Annotated in this window: 22 protein-coding genes; 15 read left to right on the forward strand and 7 right to left on the reverse strand. The window is 60.6% G+C overall.

Translation table 11 applies throughout. From position 1 onward, the window contains the following. The first annotated feature begins 71 nt into the window (after positions 1–71). Together FZZ92_RS05995 and FZZ92_RS06000 are read left to right on the forward strand one after the other, a co-directional pair. Positions 72–1058, forward strand: a complete 987-nt coding sequence (locus FZZ92_RS05995) for an RpoD/SigA family RNA polymerase sigma factor (protein ID WP_226397537.1) — start codon at positions 72–74, stop codon at positions 1056–1058. A 5-nt stretch (positions 1059–1063) separates the two neighbouring features. Continuing rightward, entirely contained in the window at positions 1064–1714 is a 651-nt protein-coding gene (locus tag FZZ92_RS06000; RefSeq protein WP_226422786.1) for a diacylglycerol/polyprenol kinase family protein, read from the forward strand. 2 nt (positions 1715–1716) lie between these two features. Here the strand turns inward: FZZ92_RS06000 and FZZ92_RS06005 are convergent, their stop codons facing one another. Further along, positions 1717–2784 carry a 3-deoxy-7-phosphoheptulonate synthase gene (locus FZZ92_RS06005; RefSeq protein WP_115025020.1) on the reverse strand — a complete coding sequence of 356 codons (1068 nt, stop codon included), beginning with the start codon at positions 2782–2784 and terminating at the stop codon, positions 1717–1719. A 96-nt stretch (positions 2785–2880) separates the two neighbouring features. On the opposite strand from FZZ92_RS06005, the gene acnB reads away from it, so the two are divergent. From acnB to FZZ92_RS06020, 3 genes are read left to right on the forward strand one after another with little or no spacing between them, the layout of a single operon-like run. Further along, on the forward strand, positions 2881–5463 hold the full coding sequence (acnB, locus tag FZZ92_RS06010; RefSeq protein ID WP_226422787.1) for a bifunctional aconitate hydratase 2/2-methylisocitrate dehydratase: 2583 nt from the start codon (positions 2881–2883) through the stop codon (positions 5461–5463). Positions 5464–5481: 18 nt separating this feature from the next. Beyond that, a complete protein-coding gene (locus tag FZZ92_RS06015) occupies positions 5482–6927 on the forward strand; it encodes a ClC family H(+)/Cl(-) exchange transporter (RefSeq protein WP_115024683.1) in 1446 nt (481 codons plus the stop codon). A 56-nt stretch (positions 6928–6983) separates the two neighbouring features. Next, positions 6984–8552 carry a radical SAM protein gene (locus tag FZZ92_RS06020; RefSeq protein WP_226422788.1) on the forward strand — a complete coding sequence of 523 codons (1569 nt, stop codon included), beginning with the start codon at positions 6984–6986 and terminating at the stop codon, positions 8550–8552. Here FZZ92_RS06020 and FZZ92_RS06025 read toward each other — a convergent pair. Both FZZ92_RS06025 and purU read right to left on the reverse strand, forming a co-directional pair. Beyond that, complete coding sequence (locus FZZ92_RS06025; RefSeq protein ID WP_226422789.1) at positions 8488–9771, reverse strand: O-antigen ligase; 1284 nt, start codon at positions 9769–9771, stop codon at positions 8488–8490. The two genes, FZZ92_RS06020 and FZZ92_RS06025, sit on opposite strands and share 65 nt — an antisense overlap. Continuing rightward, positions 9768–10622 carry a formyltetrahydrofolate deformylase gene (gene purU, locus FZZ92_RS06030; protein ID WP_226422790.1) on the reverse strand — a complete coding sequence of 285 codons (855 nt, stop codon included), beginning with the start codon at positions 10620–10622 and terminating at the stop codon, positions 9768–9770. Before purU ends, FZZ92_RS06025 begins: the two co-directional genes overlap by 4 nt. A 71-nt stretch (positions 10623–10693) precedes the next feature. Here purU and psbQ point away from each other — a divergent pair, with 71 nt between their 5' ends. Together psbQ and FZZ92_RS06040 are read left to right on the forward strand one after the other, a co-directional pair. Beyond that, positions 10694–11143: a photosystem II protein PsbQ gene (psbQ, locus tag FZZ92_RS06035; RefSeq protein WP_226422791.1), complete on the forward strand. Its 450-nt coding sequence runs from the start codon at positions 10694–10696 to the stop codon at positions 11141–11143. A 14-nt stretch (positions 11144–11157) separates the two neighbouring features. Further along, positions 11158–12210, forward strand: coding sequence for an FAD-dependent oxidoreductase (locus FZZ92_RS06040; RefSeq protein ID WP_226422792.1), 1053 nt, complete (start codon positions 11158–11160; stop codon positions 12208–12210). 44 nt (positions 12211–12254) lie between these two features. Here the strand turns inward: FZZ92_RS06040 and dnaK are convergent, their stop codons facing one another. Next, the gene (gene dnaK, locus FZZ92_RS06045; RefSeq protein ID WP_226422793.1) at positions 12255–14174 is read right to left on the reverse strand and encodes a molecular chaperone DnaK; all 1920 of its coding nucleotides are present in this window, start codon (positions 14172–14174) and stop codon (positions 12255–12257) included. Positions 14175–14290: 116 nt separating this feature from the next. Between dnaK and FZZ92_RS06050 the strand changes: the two genes are divergently transcribed. The 4 genes from FZZ92_RS06050 to FZZ92_RS06065 all read left to right on the forward strand — a co-directional run bounded on the left by FZZ92_RS06050 (position 14291) and on the right by FZZ92_RS06065 (position 16522). Continuing rightward, positions 14291–15160 carry a shikimate dehydrogenase gene (locus FZZ92_RS06050; RefSeq protein WP_226422875.1) on the forward strand — a complete coding sequence of 290 codons (870 nt, stop codon included), beginning with the start codon at positions 14291–14293 and terminating at the stop codon, positions 15158–15160. 25 nt (positions 15161–15185) lie between these two features. Next, complete coding sequence (locus FZZ92_RS06055) at positions 15186–15662, forward strand: Tic20 family protein (protein WP_115024690.1); 477 nt, start codon at positions 15186–15188, stop codon at positions 15660–15662. An 80-nt stretch (positions 15663–15742) separates the two neighbouring features. Then, complete coding sequence (gene rpsF, locus FZZ92_RS06060) at positions 15743–16129, forward strand: 30S ribosomal protein S6 (RefSeq protein ID WP_115025022.1); 387 nt, start codon at positions 15743–15745, stop codon at positions 16127–16129. 42 nt (positions 16130–16171) lie between these two features. Then, entirely contained in the window at positions 16172–16522 is a 351-nt protein-coding gene (locus FZZ92_RS06065; RefSeq protein WP_226397547.1) for a hypothetical protein, read from the forward strand. On the opposite strand, the gene FZZ92_RS06070 is transcribed toward FZZ92_RS06065, so the two are convergent. Together FZZ92_RS06070 and FZZ92_RS06075 are read right to left on the reverse strand one after the other, a co-directional pair. Continuing rightward, on the reverse strand, positions 16514–17725 hold the full coding sequence (locus FZZ92_RS06070) for an argininosuccinate synthase (RefSeq protein WP_115024692.1): 1212 nt from the start codon (positions 17723–17725) through the stop codon (positions 16514–16516). The two genes, FZZ92_RS06065 and FZZ92_RS06070, sit on opposite strands and share 9 nt — an antisense overlap. Further along, the gene (locus tag FZZ92_RS06075) at positions 17725–17865 is read right to left on the reverse strand and encodes a hypothetical protein (RefSeq protein WP_226422794.1); all 141 of its coding nucleotides are present in this window, start codon (positions 17863–17865) and stop codon (positions 17725–17727) included. The genes FZZ92_RS06070 and FZZ92_RS06075 overlap by 1 nt, the downstream gene beginning before the upstream one ends. A 152-nt stretch (positions 17866–18017) precedes the next feature. Here FZZ92_RS06075 and FZZ92_RS06080 point away from each other — a divergent pair, with 152 nt between their 5' ends. The 4 genes from FZZ92_RS06080 to FZZ92_RS06095 all read left to right on the forward strand — a co-directional run bounded on the left by FZZ92_RS06080 (position 18018) and on the right by FZZ92_RS06095 (position 20187). Further along, positions 18018–18287, forward strand: a complete 270-nt coding sequence (locus FZZ92_RS06080) for a DUF3134 domain-containing protein (protein ID WP_226397549.1) — start codon at positions 18018–18020, stop codon at positions 18285–18287. Between the two features lie 137 nt (positions 18288–18424). Beyond that, positions 18425–19459, forward strand: coding sequence for a phospho-N-acetylmuramoyl-pentapeptide-transferase (mraY, locus tag FZZ92_RS06085; RefSeq protein ID WP_226397577.1), 1035 nt, complete (start codon positions 18425–18427; stop codon positions 19457–19459). Positions 19460–19768: 309 nt separating this feature from the next. Beyond that, positions 19769–20017, forward strand: a complete 249-nt coding sequence (locus FZZ92_RS06090) for a hypothetical protein (RefSeq protein WP_115094718.1) — start codon at positions 19769–19771, stop codon at positions 20015–20017. Beyond that, positions 20017–20187: a hypothetical protein gene (locus FZZ92_RS06095; RefSeq protein WP_170951220.1), complete on the forward strand. Its 171-nt coding sequence runs from the start codon at positions 20017–20019 to the stop codon at positions 20185–20187. Before FZZ92_RS06090 ends, FZZ92_RS06095 begins: the two co-directional genes overlap by 1 nt. A gap of 4 nt (positions 20188–20191) precedes the next feature. On the opposite strand, the gene FZZ92_RS13190 is transcribed toward FZZ92_RS06095, so the two are convergent. Then, on the reverse strand, positions 20192–20404 hold the full coding sequence (locus FZZ92_RS13190; protein WP_350223189.1) for a M23 family metallopeptidase: 213 nt from the start codon (positions 20402–20404) through the stop codon (positions 20192–20194). Between the last annotated feature and the right edge of the window lie 63 nt (positions 20405–20467).

Here is a 20467-nt window from a genome sequence, read left to right on the forward strand (position 1 = left end):
TCCGATTCGAAACAGTCATCGCTGTTGCTCGGTGCTAAGTTCAGCCCAAATTCATTCAGGAGACCAGGGTGATGGGGATCCCTCTGGAATCTTCCGGCACGACGCATCAGTCGTCCCGGAAGGAACCTGCGTTGCCGTCCACTGGACGTCGACCATCTTCGCGACAAGGAGGGCGGCTCGCCACCGACTCCATCGGTTTTTACTTGAGCAGCATCGGACGTATTCCGTTGCTGACGGCAGCCGAAGAAATCGAACTTGCACATCATGTGCAAGCAATGAAACAACTTCAGGAGTTGCCTGAGGAGGAGCTGACCTCTCGGCATCGGCACAAGATCCGCATGGGCAAACGGGCCCGCGATCGGATGATGGCAGCCAACCTCCGCCTCGTGGTGAGTGTGGCCAAGAAATACCAGAACCAAGGTCTTGAACTTCTCGACCTGGTTCAGGAAGGTGCCATTGGCTTGGAGCGAGCGGTCGACAAGTTCGACCCCGCCATGGGCTACAAATTCTCCACCTATGCCTACTGGTGGATTCGCCAGGGCATGACGCGGGCCATCGACAACAGCGCCCGAACCATTCGCCTGCCGATCCACATCAGCGAAAAACTCTCGAAGATGCGTCGCATCTCCCGAGAACTATCCCACCGCTTCGGTCGTCAACCAAATCGGCTTGAGTTGGCGAGTGCCATGGGCATCGAACCCAGGGAACTGGAAGATCTGATGTCCCAGAGCGCACCCTGTGCATCGCTGGATGCCCATGCCCGTGGCGAGGAAGATCGCAGCACCCTTGGCGAACTGATCCCGGATCCCAATGGTGAAGAGCCGATGGAAGGGATGGATCGCAGTATCCAGAAAGAACATCTCGGTGGCTGGCTGTCTCAACTGAACGAGCGCGAGCAAAAGATTCTGAAGTTGCGGTTCGGTCTTGGCGGTGAAGAGCCTCTGACCCTTGCGGAGATCGGTCGTCAGATCAATGTGTCTCGCGAGCGCGTCCGACAGCTGGAAGCCAAGGCGATTCTCAAGCTGCGGGCCATGACAAACCACCAACAAGCCGCATAAGCAACTTGCTTTCCATCACCGGACCCATCGCCATCTTCTGCTGGATGGCGATGGTGACAGCGGGAGCCGTGTTGTGTCGTCGCCTTCGTCCGAACCAACGGGAACTCAGTCGAAAAATTGTGCACATCGGAACCGGAGCCGTGGTTCCGATGGCCTGGGTCTTTCAGATTCCTTTCGTTGTCGCCATCCCAGTTGCGATGGTGATCACTCTTGCTACGGCGATCAACCACCAATGGCGCTTCATCCCCGCCGTTGAGGATGTCAATCGCAACAGCTACGGCACAATCGCCTACGGAATAGCAATCACAACGCTGCTTCTGCTGTTCTGGCCAACCCGAGCCGATGCCGTTTCCGCAGGGGTTCTCGTGATGGCACTGGGAGATGGGTTAGCAGGGTTGATCGGCAGGGGCGTCGACTCACCGAAATGGGAGCTCTTCGGTCAGACCAAGTCAACCGTTGGCACCATGACCATGGCAGGTGTCACGGGCCTGGTGCTGATCGGACTGGCCCGATGGTCGGGGGCTGACCTGCCCCTGCCAGCAGCCTTGAGCATGGTGGCCATCGCAACCGGCCTGGAACAGCTCAGCTGGCGCGGACTCGACAACCTCAGCGTTCCCCTCAGCGTTGGCGTTCTGTGGAGTCGACTGGTGGTCTGATCTCAAGCAGTGACCGTCTGTTTGCGACTGGCTACGGCCGCGGCCAGATCATCCAGCAGCGCTTCGGTGGTCTCGAGGCTGATGCAGGCATCCGTGACGCTCTGGCCGTAGGTCAGCTGCGACAAGTCGGCGCTGAGCTTCTGATTGCCTTCTACCAAATGGCTCTCAATCATGACGCCCATCACGTGATTGGACCCACCCCGCAACTGCTCGGCAACGCTGGCCAGCACCTCCGCCTGCCGCCGGAAATCTTTGTTGCTGTTGGCATGGCTGCAATCCACCATCAGCCGGTCCTGCAGACCCGCCTGGCTCAACTCCGCCGCGGCCGCCTGCACGGCCTCCAGGTGGTAGTTGCTGCCTCGGCTGCCTCCGCGCAGCACGAGATGTCCATAGGGGTTGCCCGTGGTGCTGACGATCGAGGCATGACCCTCACGATTGATGCCGAGAAAATGATGCGGCTTCGAGGCAGCCTGCATGGCATTGATCGCGATGATGGCGCTGCCGTTCGTGCTGTTTTTGTAGCCGATCGGCATCGACAGACCTGACGCCATTTCACGGTGGGTCTGACTCTCCGTCGTCCTTGCACCGATCGCAGTCCAGCTGATCAGATCAGCGATGTACTGCGGAACCACTGGATCGAGCAGTTCCGTTGCAGCAGGCATTCCCTCACGGGCGAGATCCAGCAGCAATCCCCTGGCCCGACGCAGACCCGTGTTGATGTCATAGGAGTCATCGAGATGGGGATCGTTGATCAACCCCTTCCAACCGACCGTGGTCCGGGGCTTCTCGAAGTACACCCGCATTACCACATCCAACTGATCCTTCAGGCGCTCACGGATGGGTGCCAAACGCTGGGCATACTCACGGGCTGCTTTGACATCGTGCACGGAGCAGGGACCCACCACCACCAGCAAGCGGTCGTCACGACCGCTGAGAATGTCCTGGATGCGCTGGCGGGCGGACGCCACGGTCTCGAGTGCCGCCACATCAATGGGCAGCTCCTGATGCAACACCGCAGGGGCAACAAGGGGACGTGTCTCCACCACATGCAAATCGGAGGTGGTGGCCATGAGTGGACGCGAGAGTCCGACCAAGGCTACGCACCCCGCTCACTGTCAACAGACACGGTCCGGAAGAATGGTGTTCGTCCCTGAACAGAGATCTCCATGCTGAGCGCTTACCGCGAGCTGGCCGCCGCCCGGGAAGCCCAGGGCGTTCCCGCTCTTCCGCTCAACGCCGAGCAGACCCAGGGACTGACCGAACTGCTGCAGAACCCTCCTGCCGGCGAAGAAGCGTTCCTGATGCACCTGCTGAGCGACCGGATCCCCCCGGGTGTGGATGAAGCCGCTTACGTGAAGGCCACATGGCTCAGCGCGGTGGCCCAAGGAGAAGCCACCAGTCCCCTGGTGTCACCGCTGGAAGCCACGCGCCTGCTGGGGACGATGGTGGGCGGATACAACGTGGCCGCCCTGATCGAGCTGCTGAAGAACCCTGACGCTGCACTAGCCGGCTGTGCTGCGGAGGGACTCAGCCGAACGCTGCTTGTTTACGACGCGTTCAACGAAGTGATGGATCTGGCGGCAGGCAACCGCTTTGCCCAACAAGTTGTGGACAGCTGGGCCGCAGCCGAGTGGTTCACCTGCAAGCCGGAACTGGCCGACAGCATCACCGTCACGGTGTTCAAGGTCGAGGGCGAAACCAACACAGACGATCTCTCGCCGGCCACCCACGCCACCACCCGGCCGGACATCCCTCTCCATGCCCTGGCGATGCTCGAAACCCGAGATCCAGAGGGTCTGAAAACGATCGCGACCCTGAAAGACAAGGGCCATCCCGTGGCTTACGTCGGTGACGTGGTGGGAACAGGAAGCTCCCGCAAGAGCGCCATCAACTCGGTGCTGTGGCACACCGGCAATGACATTCCCCATGTGCCCAACAAACGGGCCGGTGGCGTGATTCTTGGCGGCAAGATCGCCCCGATCTTCTTCAACACCGCCGAGGACTCCGGCGCCCTACCGATCGAATGCGATGTCAGTGAACTGAACACCGGTGATGTCATCACGATCCGACCCAATGCCGGCACGATCGAACGCGACGGCACCGTGGTGAGTCGGTTCGAGCTCAAGCCCACCACGATTAGCGACGAGGTGCGGGCCGGCGGTCGCATCCCCCTGATGATCGGTCGCGCCCTCACCGACAAGATACGCACCAAGCTTGGCCTCAGCCCTTCGGAACTGTTCATCCGCCCCTCAGCACCGGCGGACACAGGCAAGGGCTTCACCCTGGCTCAGAAAATGGTGGGCAAAGCCTGCGGCCTCGCCGGCGTCCGACCCGGCACCAGCTGCGAGCCGCTGATGACCACCGTCGGCTCCCAAGACACCACCGGCCCGATGACACGGGACGAAATGAAGGAACTGGCCTGCCTGGGCTTTTCCTCCGACCTAGTGATGCAGAGCTTCTGCCACACCGCCGCCTATCCGAAGCCGGTGGATCTGCAGACCCAAAAGGACTTGCCCGACTTCTTCGCCCAACGCGGTGGCGTGGCTCTGCGGCCGGGTGACGGCATCATCCACAGCTGGCTGAACCGGATGCTCCTCCCCGACACCGTCGGCACCGGCGGCGACAGCCACACCCGCTTCCCCCTCGGCATTTCCTTCCCAGGAGGCTCCGGGGTTGTGGCCTTTGCGGCCGCCATCGGCGCCATGCCACTGGACATGCCGGAATCCGTGCTGGTGCGCTTCAGCGGGTCATTGCAACCCGGCGTCACCCTCCGGGATGTGGTGAATGCCATCCCCTGGGTGGCCATTCAGCGGGGGCTACTCACCGTTGAAAAGGCCAACAAGAAAAACCTGTTCAATGGCCGGATCATGGAGATCGAAGGTCTCCCCGACTTGAAGCTGGAGCAAGCCTTTGAACTCACCGATGCCAGCGCCGAGCGCTCCTGCGCCGGCTGCACCATCAAGCTCTCAGAAGACACGGTGAGCGAATACCTGCGCAGCAATGTGGCGCTGCTTAAGAACATGATCGCCCGCGGCTACAGCGATGCCCGCACCCTGGCCCGCCGGATCAAGGAGATGGAGGCCTGGCTGGCCAACCCGCAGCTGATGAGCGCCGACCCTGACGCTGAGTACGCCGAAGTACTGGAAATCAATCTGAACGAGCTCACCGAACCCGTGGTGGCCTGCCCCAATGACCCCGACAACGTGAAGTTGCTCAGCGAGGTGGCCGGTGACCCGGTACAGGAGGTTTTCATCGGCTCCTGCATGACCAACATCGGTCATTACCGAGCCGCGGCGAAAGTGCTGGAAGGCGCCGGTCAGAACACGGCGCGCCTCTGGGTCTGCCCCCCGACTCGAATGGACGAGGAAACCCTGAAAGCCGAGGGCTACTACACCACCTTCGAGGCCGCAGGGTCCCGCATGGAGATGCCAGGCTGCTCCCTTTGCATGGGCAACCAGGCCCGCGTGGAGGACAACACCACCGTGTTCTCCACCAGCACCCGCAACTTCAACAATCGCCTGGGCAAAGGTGCTCAGGTGTACCTGGGAAGCGCTGAACTGGCCGCTGTCTGCGCCCAGCTGGGTCGAATCCCCACCCCGGAGGAATACAGCAGCATCGCGGCCGAGAAAATCGATCCCCTCTCCGATGAGCTCTACCGCTATCTGAACTTCGATCAGATCAGCGGTTTTGAAGACCAGGGGCGTGTGGTCAGTGCTGACGATGAAGCAACTGTTCTGGCTCAGGCCTGATCCCTAATCACCTCATCTGTGCCAGCCCTGAGCGAACCCAAACAACGACGCCACCTCCTGGGCTCCAGCCGGAGCATCAGGAGGTTGTTGGAGCGCCGCTGGCTGGTGGTGGTGCTGGCTCTGGCGCTCACTGGACTCGGAGCAGCCATTACCGGCCTGCTGTTTACCAGCGGTATCAACCTGCTGCGCGACTGGCGGCTCGATCTGCTCGATGAATTTCCTGCCTGGGTGGTGCTCCCCGCCCTCGGCGCCATCGGGGGCATGGTCTCCGCCTGGCTGATCACCAACCTGTCTCCAGCAGCTGGCGGAGCGGGGATCACCCACATCATGGGTTTCCTGCGCCACAGGTCGGTGCCGATGGGGCTTCGGGTGGGCCTGGTGAAGCTCGTGGCCGGCATCATTGCCATCGGCTCAGGCTTCCCTCTAGGCCCAGAAGGCCCAGCTGTGCAGATGGGCGGCTCCGTTGCCTGGCAGATGTCGCGCTGGCTGCGGGCACCGGTGGCCTTTCGGCGAGTGATTGTCGCTGCAGGCGGCGGAGCAGGCATTGCCGCCGTGTTTAGCGCTCCCATCGGCGGATTCATCTACGCCATCGAGGAGCTGCTCCACTCCGCTAGGCCCGTGGTCCTGTTGCTGGTGATCATCACCACCTTCTCGGCCGACACCCTGGCGGATGTGCTCGGCTTCCTCGGTCTCGACCCTGGGGGCAGTGGGTTGAACAGCACCATCGGTTTTCAACTGGAGCGGGAATACACCCCCCTGGTGCGCTTCCTGCCTGTCGATCTGCTTTACCTGATCGCTCTCGGCGTGGTGATCGGCGTGCTGGCGGAGCTGTACACCCGCTACGTGCTCACCATGCAGCGGCAGGGCAACCGTTGGTTCGGTGACCGGCTGATTCTGCGCATGACCCTGAGCGGACTCGTGTTGGGCTGCGTCTATGCGGCCCTGCCCGACGCCTTCCACAACCCCAGCGAGCTGAAGCACCTGATCGGAGCCGGCAAGGCCGACATCAGCCTGGCCCTCGCCAGCTTTGTGGTGCTGTTCTTCAGTACCGGTCTAGCGGCGGGCTCAGGAGCACCGGGGGGACTGTTCATGCCGATGCTGACGCTGGGAGGAGCCATTGGTTTGGCCGGCGGCATTGGCGTTGAGGCCCTCACCGGCCACGTTCCCACCACTTACGTGTTCGCTGGCATGGGTGCCTTCGTTGCCGGCTGTTCGCGAACCCCGATATCAGCCATGTTCCTGGCGTTTGCGCTCACCAAGGATCTGCTCATCCTCAAGCCCATCCTGGTGGCCTGCCTCACCAGTTTCCTGGTGGCCCGGTTGTTCAATCCGGATTCCATCTACGAGCGCCAGATGGGTATGGAGCTGGCCTCCGAAGACCGAATGCAACTGCGCTTGAACCGTCACCGCCGACCGTTTGAAGCCCCCACACCAGCCAAAGGCCCTTCAGGAGATCCACTCTGAACCAGGAAACACTGCTGTTTGAGCCGGCCTTACCGGAGCCCGGAGCCCTGCAGGCCGTGTTGGCCTTTCCCAGCTCCTATTCCGTGGGGATCACAAGCCTGGGTTATCAGATCGTCTGGGCCACGTTGGCGCAGCGCAGTGATGTGGATGTTCGGCGACTGTTCACGGACCAGCACGATCCCTTGCCCCGCCATTGCGATCTGTTCGGGCTCTCCCTGAGCTGGGAACTCGACGGCCCTGTGCTGCCGGAGCTACTGCAAAACCAGCGGATTCCGATCTGGGCCCTGGAGCGGGGAGATGAGGACCCCATCGTGTTCGGCGGCGGACCGGTGCTCACGGCCAACCCCGAACCCTTGGCACCGTTCTTTGATGCCGTGCTGCTCGGAGACGGCGAACTTCTGCTGCCCGCCTTCATCGACGCTCTGCAGAGCTGCCGGCAGGCATCGCGGGCGGAACGACTCCGACACCTGGCTCAGGTTCCAGGGGTATACGTGCCGTCGCTGTATGCCCCGCAATACGACCCAGACGGCGAGCTGATCGGCATCGAACCGATCGATCCAGCGGTTCCAGCCCTTGTCGAAAAGCAGACCTGGCGAGGCAACACCCTCAGTCACTCAACGGTGGTCACCCCTGAGGCCGCTTGGCCCGACATCCACATGGTGGAGGTGGTGCGCAGTTGCCCTGAACTTTGCAGATTCTGTCTGGCCAGCTACCTGACCCTTCCGTTCCGGACGCCGTCGTTGGATGACGGTCTGATCCCAGCTGTGGAAAAAGGCCTGGAAGCCACCAAACGCCTTGGCCTGTTGGGTGCTTCCGTCACCCAGCATCCCCAGTTCGCCGACCTCCTCCACTGGCTGGATCAGGACCGTTTCGATGACACCCGCGTCAGCGTTAGCTCGGTGAGAGCAGCCACCGTGACCCCGGATTTGGGTCGGATCCTGGCCAAACGGGGCAGCCGCTCCCTGACCATCGCCATCGAAAGCGGCAGTGAACGGATGCGCGAGGTGGTGAACAAAAAACTCACCACGGAGGCCATCCATGGGGCGGCCCGCCATGCCAAACAAGGCGGCCTCTCGAGTCTCAAGCTCTACGGGATGGTGGGATTGCCGACGGAATCGGATGACGACGTCGAAGCAACGGCAGATCTCCTGCTGGCTCTCAAGAAAGGAACAGCCGGACTGCGCTTCACCCTGGGGGTGAGCACCTTTGTGCCCAAAGCCCAGACCCCCTTCCAGTGGCAAGGGGTCAGACCGGAAGCTGAGAAGCGCCTCAAACGCCTGGCCAAAAGGTTGAAACCGAAGGGAATCGAGTTCCGACCGGAGAGCTATGGATGGAGCGTGATTCAGGCCCTGCTCTCCCGCAGCGACCGTCGCCTGGCCCCGGTGATCGCTGCCGTTGGCGAAAACCGCAACAGCATGGGCGGCTGGAAAAAGACCTACCGGGCTGCTCTCAACGGTGAGCTCCAACCGATGCCAGGGCCAGCCCTGCCGCCGCCGCCGCAATGGAGTGCCGTGATCCACGAACCATGGGAGGCCTCACGGATCCTGCCCTGGACCCACCTCAGGGGCCCCCTAGCTCCGACGACGCTGCGGGACCATCACGATCAGGCCTTGGATCAGGAGTAGGAGTCTGCGCAACCTCCTGGTTAAAAGCAGCCAAACCCGCCAACAGCGTCCAGCCGAGAATATTGAGGCGACTGTCGAAAAACGGCAGGTCGGTGGCATGCATCGCCACCAACACCAGCGTGGCGGTCCACCAGGCCCGTTCCATCGGTGCTTTTTGCAGGATCCCCTTTCGCAGCGCCACAACCAGCAACAGGAGCACCGTTCCGACAATCAACAGCATCACCGGAAGGCCGTGGCTGATCGCCAACTCCAGCGGGAGATTGTGGGAATGGCCATGCCATCGCTTGGCCGCATAGATCGGATAAAGCACGCTGAACGCGGCTGCCCCCCAGCCAAGCCAGGGACGGGCCGCAACCAACTCCAAGGCATACCCCCACTGGCCCAGACGGGTGTGTTTCCAGGCGGTGGGCCCTCCCCGCTCCAGAAGCCGATCGAGAATCGGCTCCGGCACCACAGCCATGCCCAGTTGACGCCATCCAGGGGGGACACCGGGCAGCACCACCAAGAACAACGGAGAGGCCAACAACAACAGGAGGGGGAGCAACCAGAACCACTGCATCGGTCCCAGAACGAAGGGAATCGCCAAGGCCAGTGCTCCCATGGCATTGCGCGACTGGGTGAGCAAAACAGCAACAACCGTCGAAAGCGTGAGCAACAAAGCCGCACCACGCCGCCTCCACCCATCCGGTCGCAGCACAGCCGCCAGCATCAAAGGCCAAACCACCCCGAGCCAGGCTCCCGCCATGTTGGCGTAATCAAACAGGGCCGAAAGCCGCCCTTGCGGCTGGCCACCGGGGGCAACGAACCAGATGATGGCACCACCTCCAAGTTGCCAGGGGCCCTGCCAACCCAGAAACATTTGCCCCAGGCCGGTCAGCAGCACCGGCAAGGTTCCGGCCAGCAACATCCAAGCCGCCTGACGGCGCTGCCGTTCACTGGCGAGATGGGGCCGAAAGGCCCAGAAAGCCCAGAAAAATGGCAACCAATTGGCCAACCCAGCCCAAGCAAGGGATCCTGTTTCGGCCACCAGGGACCCCACCAGCATCAACAGGGAAGCGACAAGAAACGGTTGCGTCCAGCGGTCCTGCCAAACAGGACAATCCCTGCCACGACTTCCGCTGACACAAGCCACAAGGAGACAGATGCCCGAGAGCAGAGCACTGGAGGGAAGCAGAAAAAGGCCGAGCTGGAACGCCTGACCGCCGCGATGAGACGTCATGCAAAAACGGCGGTGCGTCCTCGGTAAACCATCACCTGACGGCGCAGATGCAAGCGAAGGGCCCGCGCCAGAGCAAGGCGTTCGGTGTCACGGCCCTTGCGGATCAGATCCTCCACCTCATCCCGGTGGCTGACGGGAACCGTGGTTTGCTCAATGATCGGACCATCATCCAGATCCTCAGTGACGTAGTGCGCTGAGGCGCCGATGAGCTTGACCCCACGGTCCCAGGCCCGGTGGTAAGGCTGCGCGCCCTTGAACGCTGGCAGGAAGGAATGGTGAATGTTGATGACCTGTGGAAATCGCTCGAGAAACTCCGAACTAAGAACCTGCATGTATTTGGCCAGCACCGCAAGTTCAACGGCGTTCTCCTCAAGCAGCTGCAAGATTTGGTGCTCCGCTTCGGCCTTGGAATCCTTTCTGACAGGCACATAAATAAAAGGAATCTCGAACGACGCACACAGGGGTTCCAAATCCGGATGATTGGCGATGACCAAGGGAACCTGCATCGGCAGCTCTCCGCTTTGGACACGCCAAAGCAGATCCTGCAAACAATGGCTCTGCTTGCTGGCAAAGATCGCCACGCGGGGAAAGGCGTCTGAGAAGTGGAGCTGTGCCTCACCACCAAGCCGCTCTCCTAGGGCCTGAGCTGCCTCGGGCAGGGCATCCCGGGGAATGCCGAAACCCTTGAGCTGCCATTCGATCCGGCTGAGAAACAACCCCGCTCCGGCGTCGGTGTGGTGATCGGCATGGCGAATGCTGCCGCCATTGGCTGCCACCCAACCCGCTAATTCGCTGACCAAGCCCGGGCGGTCGGGACAGATCATCTGGAGGATGACCGTGGCGTCACTCACAACAACCTTTGAAAAACAAATTCTCCCGCGCAGGAGGGGCTGGTTAAAGTCACAGAAAATTTTTGATCACCATGCTGAAGGCTCTGAGACGCCTGGCTGCGTTCTGCCTCTGCGTCGCGTTGAGCATGGGTCTGATGGCCCCGGCTGCTGTCGATGCTGCCGGCATCAATCCTGATGATCTGGGGGTGATCCGCCGCCAGGCCGCAGCATTTGAAGACGCAAAATCCCGTCTGCCTGATCTGGCCCGGCTGGTGAGCGAAAAGGATTGGGTCTTCACCCGCAACCTTCTGCATGGCCCCATGCAGGAAGTGAGCCGTGAAATGCTCTACATCAATCAGCGCCTCGACAAGAACGAGCGTAAGGAGGCCACCAAGGTGGCCCGCTCCTTGAAAGAAGCTCTGGCTGATCTGGATGAAGCGGCACGCCTGCAGGACTTCAGCCGCCTGCAGAAGTCCTACAGCGCCGTTGCTGCAGGATTTGATGCCTACAGCGATCTGATCCCTGCTGAGGCCTTCAGCTGACCCGCTCCGTTGGAGTGATTGGTGCTGGGGCCATCGGCCTCGGCACCGCATGGCATCTGGCCAAGAGAGGTCACGATGTTTCTGTTTACGACCCTCGCCTGAACGACCCCGTTCATCGCCAGGGATCGGCAAACGATCTCAGTGGCACGTCAGCCTCTCTTGGGGTGCTGATGGGTCATGTGTTTCGCCGCAGCAGCGGACGGGGCTGGAGGCTGCGCCGCCGGAGCATGGAGCTCTGGCCGCAATGGATCAGAGCGCTGCAAACGCACCAGCCTGAGCTCAAGCTGCATCTGGGCTTATTGCAAATCGCCGAGGACGAACAAGCGGCTGAACGGATGGAGTGGCTTGCTAGCCAACGCGTCGACCTGGGCCTGGAAATAGTCTCCAAAGAAGCGCTGAACAAGGTCTGGCCAACAGCCAGCCATGGTGGGCTCCACTCGCGTCAAGACGGTCGAATCGACCCGCTGCTGCTTCAGCAAGCTCTGCGAGAGGCTCTGAAGGAACAGAGCGTGGAGCAGACCACCACAGCAGTGGTCCACCTGGAGCGCAACAACCACCGGTGGAGTGTGCATCGAGCCGACGGTGAGAGCACAATCCATGACGTCGTTGTGCTGTCCACAGCACTGACCACGGATGCTCTGCTGGAACCCCTGGGCCACGCCCGAGCGATGACGCCGGTGTTGGGCCAGGCTCTGTCACTCCAGCTAACGACGGGGCCAACGAGCTGGACCCACTGGCCCTCAGTGCTGGTGGATCAGGGCTTCAACCTGATTCCCACATCACCCGGGCGCTTGCTGCTTGGGGCCACCGTGGAACCGGGTGATTGCGCTTCGGCAGACCCTCTGATCTTGATGCGCAGCCTGAATGAACGGGCACCTGCATGGCTGCGCACTGCCACCGTGGTGAGCCACTGGAGCGGCCTGCGAGCCCGACCCGTGGATCGTCCTGCACCGCTGCTGGAGGAGCTGGAGCCTGGACTGATTCTTGCCAGCGGGCATTACCGCAATGGCGTGCTGCTCGCACCTGCCACAGCGGAGTGGGTTGCCGCTGCACTCGAGCAGCCATGAAAAAAGGGCCCCGCGGGGCCCTAACGCGTCGATGGATCAACCGATCACTTGGTCTCAGTGAACTCCGCGTCGATAACGTCGTCGCTGGCGTCACCACCACCGGCGTTAGCACCGGCACCAGCACCGGCATCAGCACCAGGAGCTCCGCCGCCCGCTGCAGCACCCTCCTGCTGATAAACGGAAGCACCAACGGTGTAGAGCTCCTGCTGCAATTCCTCCAGCAGGGTCTTCATCGCGTCGTAGTCGTCTTTCTCGGTGGCTTCCTTGAGCTTGAGGCGCTTCTCCTCCAGCTTCGCCTTGGCGTCAGCATCGACTTTGTCGCCCAGTTCGCCCATCTGCTTTTCAGCTTGATAAACGAGGGTTTCGGCCTGGTTCTTGAGGTCGATCTTCTCGCGCTTCTCCTTGTCAGCGCTGGCATTGGCCTCAGCGTCCTTCACCATCTTGTCGACTTCGGTATCCGACAGGGTCGAGGCACCGGTGATCGAGATGGACTGCTCCTTGCCGCTGCCCTTGTCCTTAGCGGTGACGCTGAGGATGCCGTTGGCATCGATATCGAAGGTCACCTCGATCTGAGGCACGCCACGGGGTGCCGGAGGAATGCCATCAAGACGGAAGGTTCCGAGCGACTTGTTGTCGGATGCCATCTCGCGCTCGCCCTGGAGAACGTGAATCTCCACGTTGGTCTGACCATCCACAGCCGTGGAGTAGGTCTCTGTCTTCTTGGTGGGAACCGTGGTGTTGCGGGTGATCATCTTGGTCATCACACCGCCGAGGGTCTCAACACCCAGAGAGAGGGGCGTGACGTCGAGAAGAAGGATGTCCTTCACCTCTCCGGCCAGCACACCGCCCTGGATGGCAGCTCCAACAGCCACCACCTCGTCGGGGTTCACCGTCTGGTTGGGATCTTTACCGGTGATGCGCTTGACCAGTTCCAGCACCGCCGGGATGCGGGTGGAACCACCCACCATCACGATCTCGTCCAGCTCACCGGAAGAGAGCTTGGCGTCCTTGAGCGCCTGCTCCACGGGCATGGCACAACGATCAATCAGCTTGGAGGCCAGTTCCTCGAACTTGGCGCGGGTCAAGGTGAGATCTAGATGCTTCGGACCCTCGGGCGTTGCCGTGATGAACGGCAGGTTGATCTCGCTCTGAGTGGCATTGGACAGCTCAACCTTGGCCTTTTCAGCGGCCTCGGTCAGACGCTGCAAAGCCTGCTTGTCCTGACGAAGATCAATGCCTTCGTTGGATTTGAAGGTCTCGGCCAGGTGATCCACGATCACCTTGTCAAAATCGTCACCGCCGAGGTGGGTGTCTCCGGCGGTGGAGAGCACCTCGAACACGCCGTCGCCGACTTCCAGAACGGAAACGTCGAAGGTGCCGCCGCCGAGGTCGAAGACCAAGATGCGCTCATTGCTCTTCTTGTCGAGGCCATAGGCCAGAGCCGCAGCGGTGGGCTCGTTGATGATGCGCAGCACCTCAAGGCCAGCGATCTTGCCGGCGTCCTTGGTGGCCTGGCGCTGGGAATCGTTGAAGTAGGCGGGAACCGTGATCACCGCCTGGGTGACGGTTTCACCGAGATACTTTCCGGCATCCTCAGACAGCTTGCGCAACACCTGCGCTGAGACCTCCTCAGGCGCGAATTGCTTTTCGAGAACCGGGCACTTCACCTTCACGTTGGAGCCGGCCTTCTCAACGCCGTAGCTCACCTCCTTCGATTCCTCGTTCACCTCATCGACACGACGGCCAATGAAGCGTTTGACGGAATAAAACGTGTTGTCCGGGTTCATCACCGCCTGACGTTTGGCGATCTGACCCACCAACTGATCCTGGTTCTTGGTGTAAGCAACCACGGAGGGCGTCGTGCGGAAGCCCTCGGCGTTTGCGATCACGGTGGGCTTGCCGCCCTCCATCACGGAAACACAGCTGTTCGTGGTGCCAAGGTCAATGCCGACAACCTTTCCCATCGTTGCCCACCTCCTGAGATGGTGATTTGAATGGGCTCATCCTCCACATCAGACCCGGTGACAGGCGAGGTGTGGTTCCCGAACAGGCAGGCTGGTGGAGCGATCCGGCCCTGGCAATGATCAACGGCGGCACCAGCCTTTTGGGCCTGCTCGGCAATCCAGTGCGCCACTCGCTTTCGCCGGTGATGCACAACGCAGCCCTCGAATCAATGGGGCTCAACTGGCGCTACCTGGCCCTTCCTTGCAAAACCGAGAGCCTTGATTTGGTGTTGCAGGGTCTCAGGGCCGTTGGCTGCCAGGGCCTCAACGTCACCATCCCGCACAAGCAGGCCATCGCTGAACTCTGTGATGAGCTGAGCCCTCTGGCGCGGCGACTTGGTGCCGTCAACACCCTGGTCCCAGGGGTCGACGGTGGCTGGTACGGCACCAACACCGACGTGGAGGGCTTTCTGGCACCACTTGGTGCCAACGAAGACTGGGCCGGACGCGATGCCGTGGTGATCGGCTGCGGCGGATCGGCCCGTGCGGTGGTCGCCGGCCTGCAAAGCCTGAAGCTGAACACAATCACCGTGGTGGGACGACGAAGCGAAGCCTTGCAGGCCTTCAACACCGATCTGCAACAAGACAATGCCCCTTTAACGGCCTGCCTCGAGAACGCGCCTCAGCTCAAAGAAGCCGTCGCCCAAGCAGCTCTCGTGGTGAACACGACCCCGGTGGGAATGGCACAGCACGGTGACCCCAAAGCAATGCCCCTGGGTGCGGAACTCTGGTCAGGGCTGAGCCCAAAGGCGGTTTTGTACGACCTCATTTACACACCAAGGCCCACCAGCTGGCTCACTGCCGGGCAACGCCGCGGCCATCGATGCATCGATGGCCTCGAGATGCTGGTGCAGCAGGGCGCTGCATCGCTGCGGCTTTGGAGTGGACGCCATGACGTTCCAATCGAGGCGATGCGAAGCGCCGCCGAGACTGCTCTTGCGACCTAACGTCGCAGTAAGTCCTAGCCCCACCGTGCAGATTCCCCTCTGGCAGCGGCTACTCGCACCGCTGGTGTACCTGCTCCCCTGGAGTGACGCCATTCCCTTTGGCCTCGGGGCTGACGGTGTGTTTAACCAGATCCCTTTGCTCAGACTGCTGATCGTTCCAGCAGTGCCTCTGATCCAACTGAATCGGGGGGTGCCTTTTGGTGGCCTGCTGCTGTTCTTCGTGCTTTTTCTGGCGGTGGTTCGGAATCCAGCCGTTCCCTACTTCCTGCGATTCAACACTCTGCAGGCCTTGCTCACAGACATCGTGATCGTTGTTCTGAGCTTTGCCTTTGGAATCCTGCTCCAACCGATTGCTGGAGGCAGCTTGCTGCTGAGCACCCTGTCCAGCACGATCGTGATCGCGGTGCTGGCCATTTTGGTGTTCGCTCTTGTGGAGTGCTGGCGAGGGCGTGAACCGGATCTGCCAGGCATCAGCCAAGCCGTGCGCATGCAGCTCTACTGAAGGTGGAGGGGCACACCAGGGGATAAGGTGTTGGATCCGTCGCTCACTCCGGTGAGCCTGAAGCCCCGTTGGAGCTGCCCATGACGCACGATCCGTACTACGAAACCATGTACATCCTCCGTCCGGACATTCCGGAAGAGGAGGTCGAAAGCCATGTCACCAAGTACCGCGACATGCTCGTGGAAGCCGGTGCTGATGTGCTGGACAACCAGATGCGCGGCAAGCGCCGCCTGGCCTATCCGATTGCCAAGCACAAGGAAGGCATCTACGTGCAGCTGAGCCATAACGGTGATGGCCAGCACGTTGCTGTTCTCGAGAAGGCCATGCGCCTCAGTGAGGACGTGATCCGCTACCTGACCGTGAAGCAGGAAGGTCCCCTTCCCGCACCTCGGGTGATGCCCGGTAGTGAAGCCGCTCAGCAACAGCAAGCCGAAACAGCTACAGCTGCAGCTGCATCAGCTGACTGATAAGCATTGTGTGAATCCATGGGTGGGCGATAGCGTCCGCCCATGGATTCACAACCTGATCAGCGTCATTCAACAGAACCCGCTTGGAACGAACGTCATGGCGACGTTGAGGTTGTTGGGTTGTTGAAGAAAAGAATCACAGAGCTCGAAGCCGAGATCAAGGCTTACGAAGACCTTCTTGCAGAACTGCCCGACGTTTTTGAGCGTCGATTCCAACAGCGACTTGAGCCGTTGATGGAGCGGTATCAACTACTGGCTGAACAGGTTGATCAAGAACAGATCGAGCGCCCCCAGCAGGCAGCTCTCCCTGGAACCTCAGAACCGGATAACGTCGTGCGCTTTCCGGGCCTGAGGCTCCCCAAGTTCCTGCAGAGGCAGCAGCGTTCAGCCTGAACGACGGTGGGATGCTGACCAGAGCCGGGTTGGCAGACCCCAGACGTAAATGAAACCCTCCGCAGCACGGTGATCGAACTGATCCTCACTGCCGTAGGACGCCATCTCGGGAACGTAAAGACTGCTGTCCGCTGAGCCGCGACCGGTGACCGTGGCTGTTCCCTTGTGGAGCCGGAGACGAACGACACCATTGACGTAGGTCTGGGTGCGATCCATGAAGCCGTCAAGAGCATCCTTGAGGGGGCCATACCAAAGACCTTGGTAAACGAGGTCAGCCCACTGCATCTCCAATTGCCGCTTGCTACGCAGAACATCGGCGGCCAGGGTCAAGCTTTCCAGTTCCTGGTGGGCCTGGATCAGAAGCAACAGCCCAGGCGTTTCATAGATCTCCCGGGATTTGATTCCCACTACACGGTTCTCGATCATGTCGAGACGACCAATGCCGTGGGTTCCCGCCAAACGGTTGGCTTCACGGATCAACGCCACGGGATCCAGACGCTGCCCATTGATCGCAACAGGATTGCCCGCTTCAAAAGCAATCTCGATCTCTTCTGAGGCATCGGGAGCAGCCTCCACCGATCGGGTCATCGCGAAGACCTCTTCCGGCGGAGCCACCATCGGATCTTCCAGAGGTCCAGCCTCGATGCTGCGGCCAAGCAGATTCAGATCAATTGAGTAGGGCGATTTCTTGCTCACCGGGGCGGGCATCCCAAAGCGTTCGCCGTAAGCAATGGTCTCCTCACGGCTCATGCCCCACTCACGGGCGGGGGTGAGGACCTTGAGATCAGGCGCCAGCGCTGCGATGGCCACATCAAAACGCACCTGGTCGTTGCCTTTGCCTGTACAGCCATGGGCGACAGCATCAGCACCCACTTCCCGGGCCACCTCGACAAGGCGCTTGGCGATCAGAGGCCTGGCCAGAGCGGTGGAGAGGGGGTAACGGCCTTCGTACAGGGCATTGGCACGAATCGCCGGAAAAGCGAAATCCTTGATGAACGGCTCGATCAGATCTCCCACCAGCGACTGACTGGCACCGGCATCGAGCGCTTTCTGACGAATCGGTTCCAGCTCATCGCCCTGGCCGAGATCTGCAGCAAATGTGATCACGTCCTCCACACCCCATTCCTGCTTGAGGTACGGGATACAGACACTGGTATCCACTCCCCCGGAATAGGCAAGTACCACCTTCTTGGCGCGGCCCATCAATGGGTCTCCTGATCACACTCCTCTGATTCTCTCGTCTCGCCGGCCGCATCCTGAGGTGAGGTCACAAGCAGCCATGCACCCAACACCGCAGCCGGAGCAAAGACCAGGAGCAGCGCAAGGATCCAGGAGGTCTGCAACGGTTCAGGCCGCTGCAGACCCCACAAGTGCAAGCCAGCACTGATCATCAGAGCCAGACCCCACAAGACAACCAGAAGCGCAGGTTTATTCAGCTGGAGCTCGAAAACACCACGTGGTCTATCTTGGTTGATTGGCCTGTGTCCGTCCCTGCATGAGCGATCTGGTTGATTTAAACGCCCTGGACAGCGTCAACCCGTCCCTCACCCGCTACGGGCGCCGTGACCCAGCACCCGTGCTGCCCCTGCGAGAGGAGCCCGATCTCCTGTCCTGGCTGGAAACCAGCGGCCGTCTCGTTGCCGACGAAGCATCCGGTTCCCCCGAAGTGAGCACTGTCGAAGAGGAAGAACTCTCGGCGCTCATGGGTGAGAAAGAGGATTACAACAAGGATGACGAGCAAAATGAGGAGCAGTGGGAGGACTGATGTCCCCCAACCACTGACTGGTCGTCAATGAGCGACTCATCTAGGGTCCCAGCGACCAGTCCAGTGCTGCTTTGCAATCCACGGATTCGATCCATCGTCCTTGGTGGGAGAACGGCTCGATTAGTGCCAGCTTGCTCATGCTGGTGGTCTTGGCGACCAGCTTTGCAGCCGACAAATGGATCCCCAATGCGCAGCTGAGCCTGCCTCTGTTGATTTCAACGGTCTGCGCAACCGCTACGGCAGCTTTAGGCATTCCGCTTCTGCGTCGCTTGAAGATGGGGCAGTTCATCCGCGAGGAGGGACCGGAATCCCATCGGAGCAAAGCGGGAACGCCAACGATGGGGGGTCTGCTCGTGGTTCCCGTCGGAGTCATTCTCGGCAGCCTGATCACGCGGGACCCCGTGGCATCGCAACAACTGCTCAGCCTGGCTTCGCTGACGTTGGCATTCATGCTGATCGGCGGCGTCGATGACTGGAGCAGCCTCACCAAACACACGAACACAGGTCTGACAGCGCGAGGGAAATTGCTGCTGCAAGCCCTTGCGGCCCTTGTCTTTCTGGTCGTCGCAGCCTGGCAGGGCTGGATCAGCAGCAGCATTGCCTTGCCTTTGGGCCTTGAACTTCCGCTGGGGATCCTGATCTGGCCTTTGGGGCTGTTTGTTGTTCTGGCGGAGAGCAATGCCACCAACCTCACCGATGGCCTGGATGGTCTGGCCAGCGGCTGTGGAGCTCTGGTGTTTACGGGTCTGGCGCTTCAGCTAATGCTGCGAGGGGACAGTGGAGATCCCGCCCTAGCTGGATTTTGCATGACCATGGCAGGGGCGTGGCTGGGATTTCTTGTGCACAACCGAAACCCGGCTCGAGCCTTCATGGGCGATACCGGATCCCTCGCGATGGGGGCAGCCCTGAGTGGTGTCGCCCTGTTGTCCAACAGTCTTTGGCCACTACTGGTGATGGGAGGCGTCTTCGTGGCTGAATCCCTCTCCGTGATCATCCAGGTTTGGGTGTTCAAGGCCACGAAAGGGCCTGATGGACAAGGCCGACGCGTGTTCCGCATGGCGCCACTCCATCACCATTTTGAGCTAGGAGGCACCGATGAGCGCAGCGTGGTGCCTGCGTTCTGGCTGGTCACAGCAGGTCTTGTGCTTCTGGGGCTGGTGATGCATCCCTAAGCGTTGATCTTCGATCAAATCCTGGGAAACATCCTTTTTGGAACGATCTCAATGATGAAGCAGTTCAAATCGTCAATGAGCCAAACTTGAATTCGTAACACAAAAAATCAATATCTTTTTCGAAAGAGTGATCGTCAACTAGCAGAAACAAGTGACGTTTTAAAGATTAGAAGATGACCACAACATAGCCCGCCAAATGGAAGGAGGCGTGAACTAAAAATCCTGAACTGAGGAGATTTCTACATCCAGCACGAAAGCTTTCTTCGGCTCACATCCCTTAAAGTCATGCTTTCGAGGCATCAAGGCAGGATGACCTATTTCACCTGGCGTGAATCCGGTCTCACAGCTGACTGTTCGAGCCTCGAGGCGATGGCTGCCCGCTTTGAGGAGTCAGCCAGTTTGATGCGGCGCATGTCCAGCGAAGGGTTCCAGCTGGAACGGCATGGAACAGAACAGCGCATCACCCATCCCGATCCCACGGTGTTTGAAGCCTGGGGATTCGTCAGCGAAGAATCGCCGGTCCGCCAACTCACGCTGATCCCCGATCTTCAAAACTGATGGAAAACCTGCTTGCCAAAACCGCTGAGCTGCTCGCCAGCGCAGCGGCTGATCCCGATCGGGTTCTGCGTTGGGTGCTGATCTATTTCGGTGTGTCGTCGCTTGGATTCATGGGCGTGTGGTTGATCGGAGAAGTGCGTCGTCAGAGCAACAACGCCGATTCGAACTGAGCCCTCAGCGGCTCGCCTCCACCGAACGCTGACGCCACTGAGGCGTCTGTTCCATCGATTTCAGCTGCTCAGCACTGGGACTTTCAAGCGCGTCGAGGAAATGCAGCGGTTCCGCTTCAAAGTGAAGGTGAGGTCCGGTCGACCAGCGACCCGTGTTACCGCAAAGACCAATGATCTGGCCACGGTTATAGGAACCAGCGGGAGCACCAACACTCAGATGGCTGTAGCGGGTCTTGACACCGGCAGCAAAGCCAGCGCCTCTGCATCACTCAGCCAGGGA

It is taken from the genome of Synechococcus sp. MU1611, assembly GCF_020514255.1.
Classification (GTDB): domain Bacteria; phylum Cyanobacteriota; class Cyanobacteriia; order PCC-6307; family Cyanobiaceae; genus Parasynechococcus.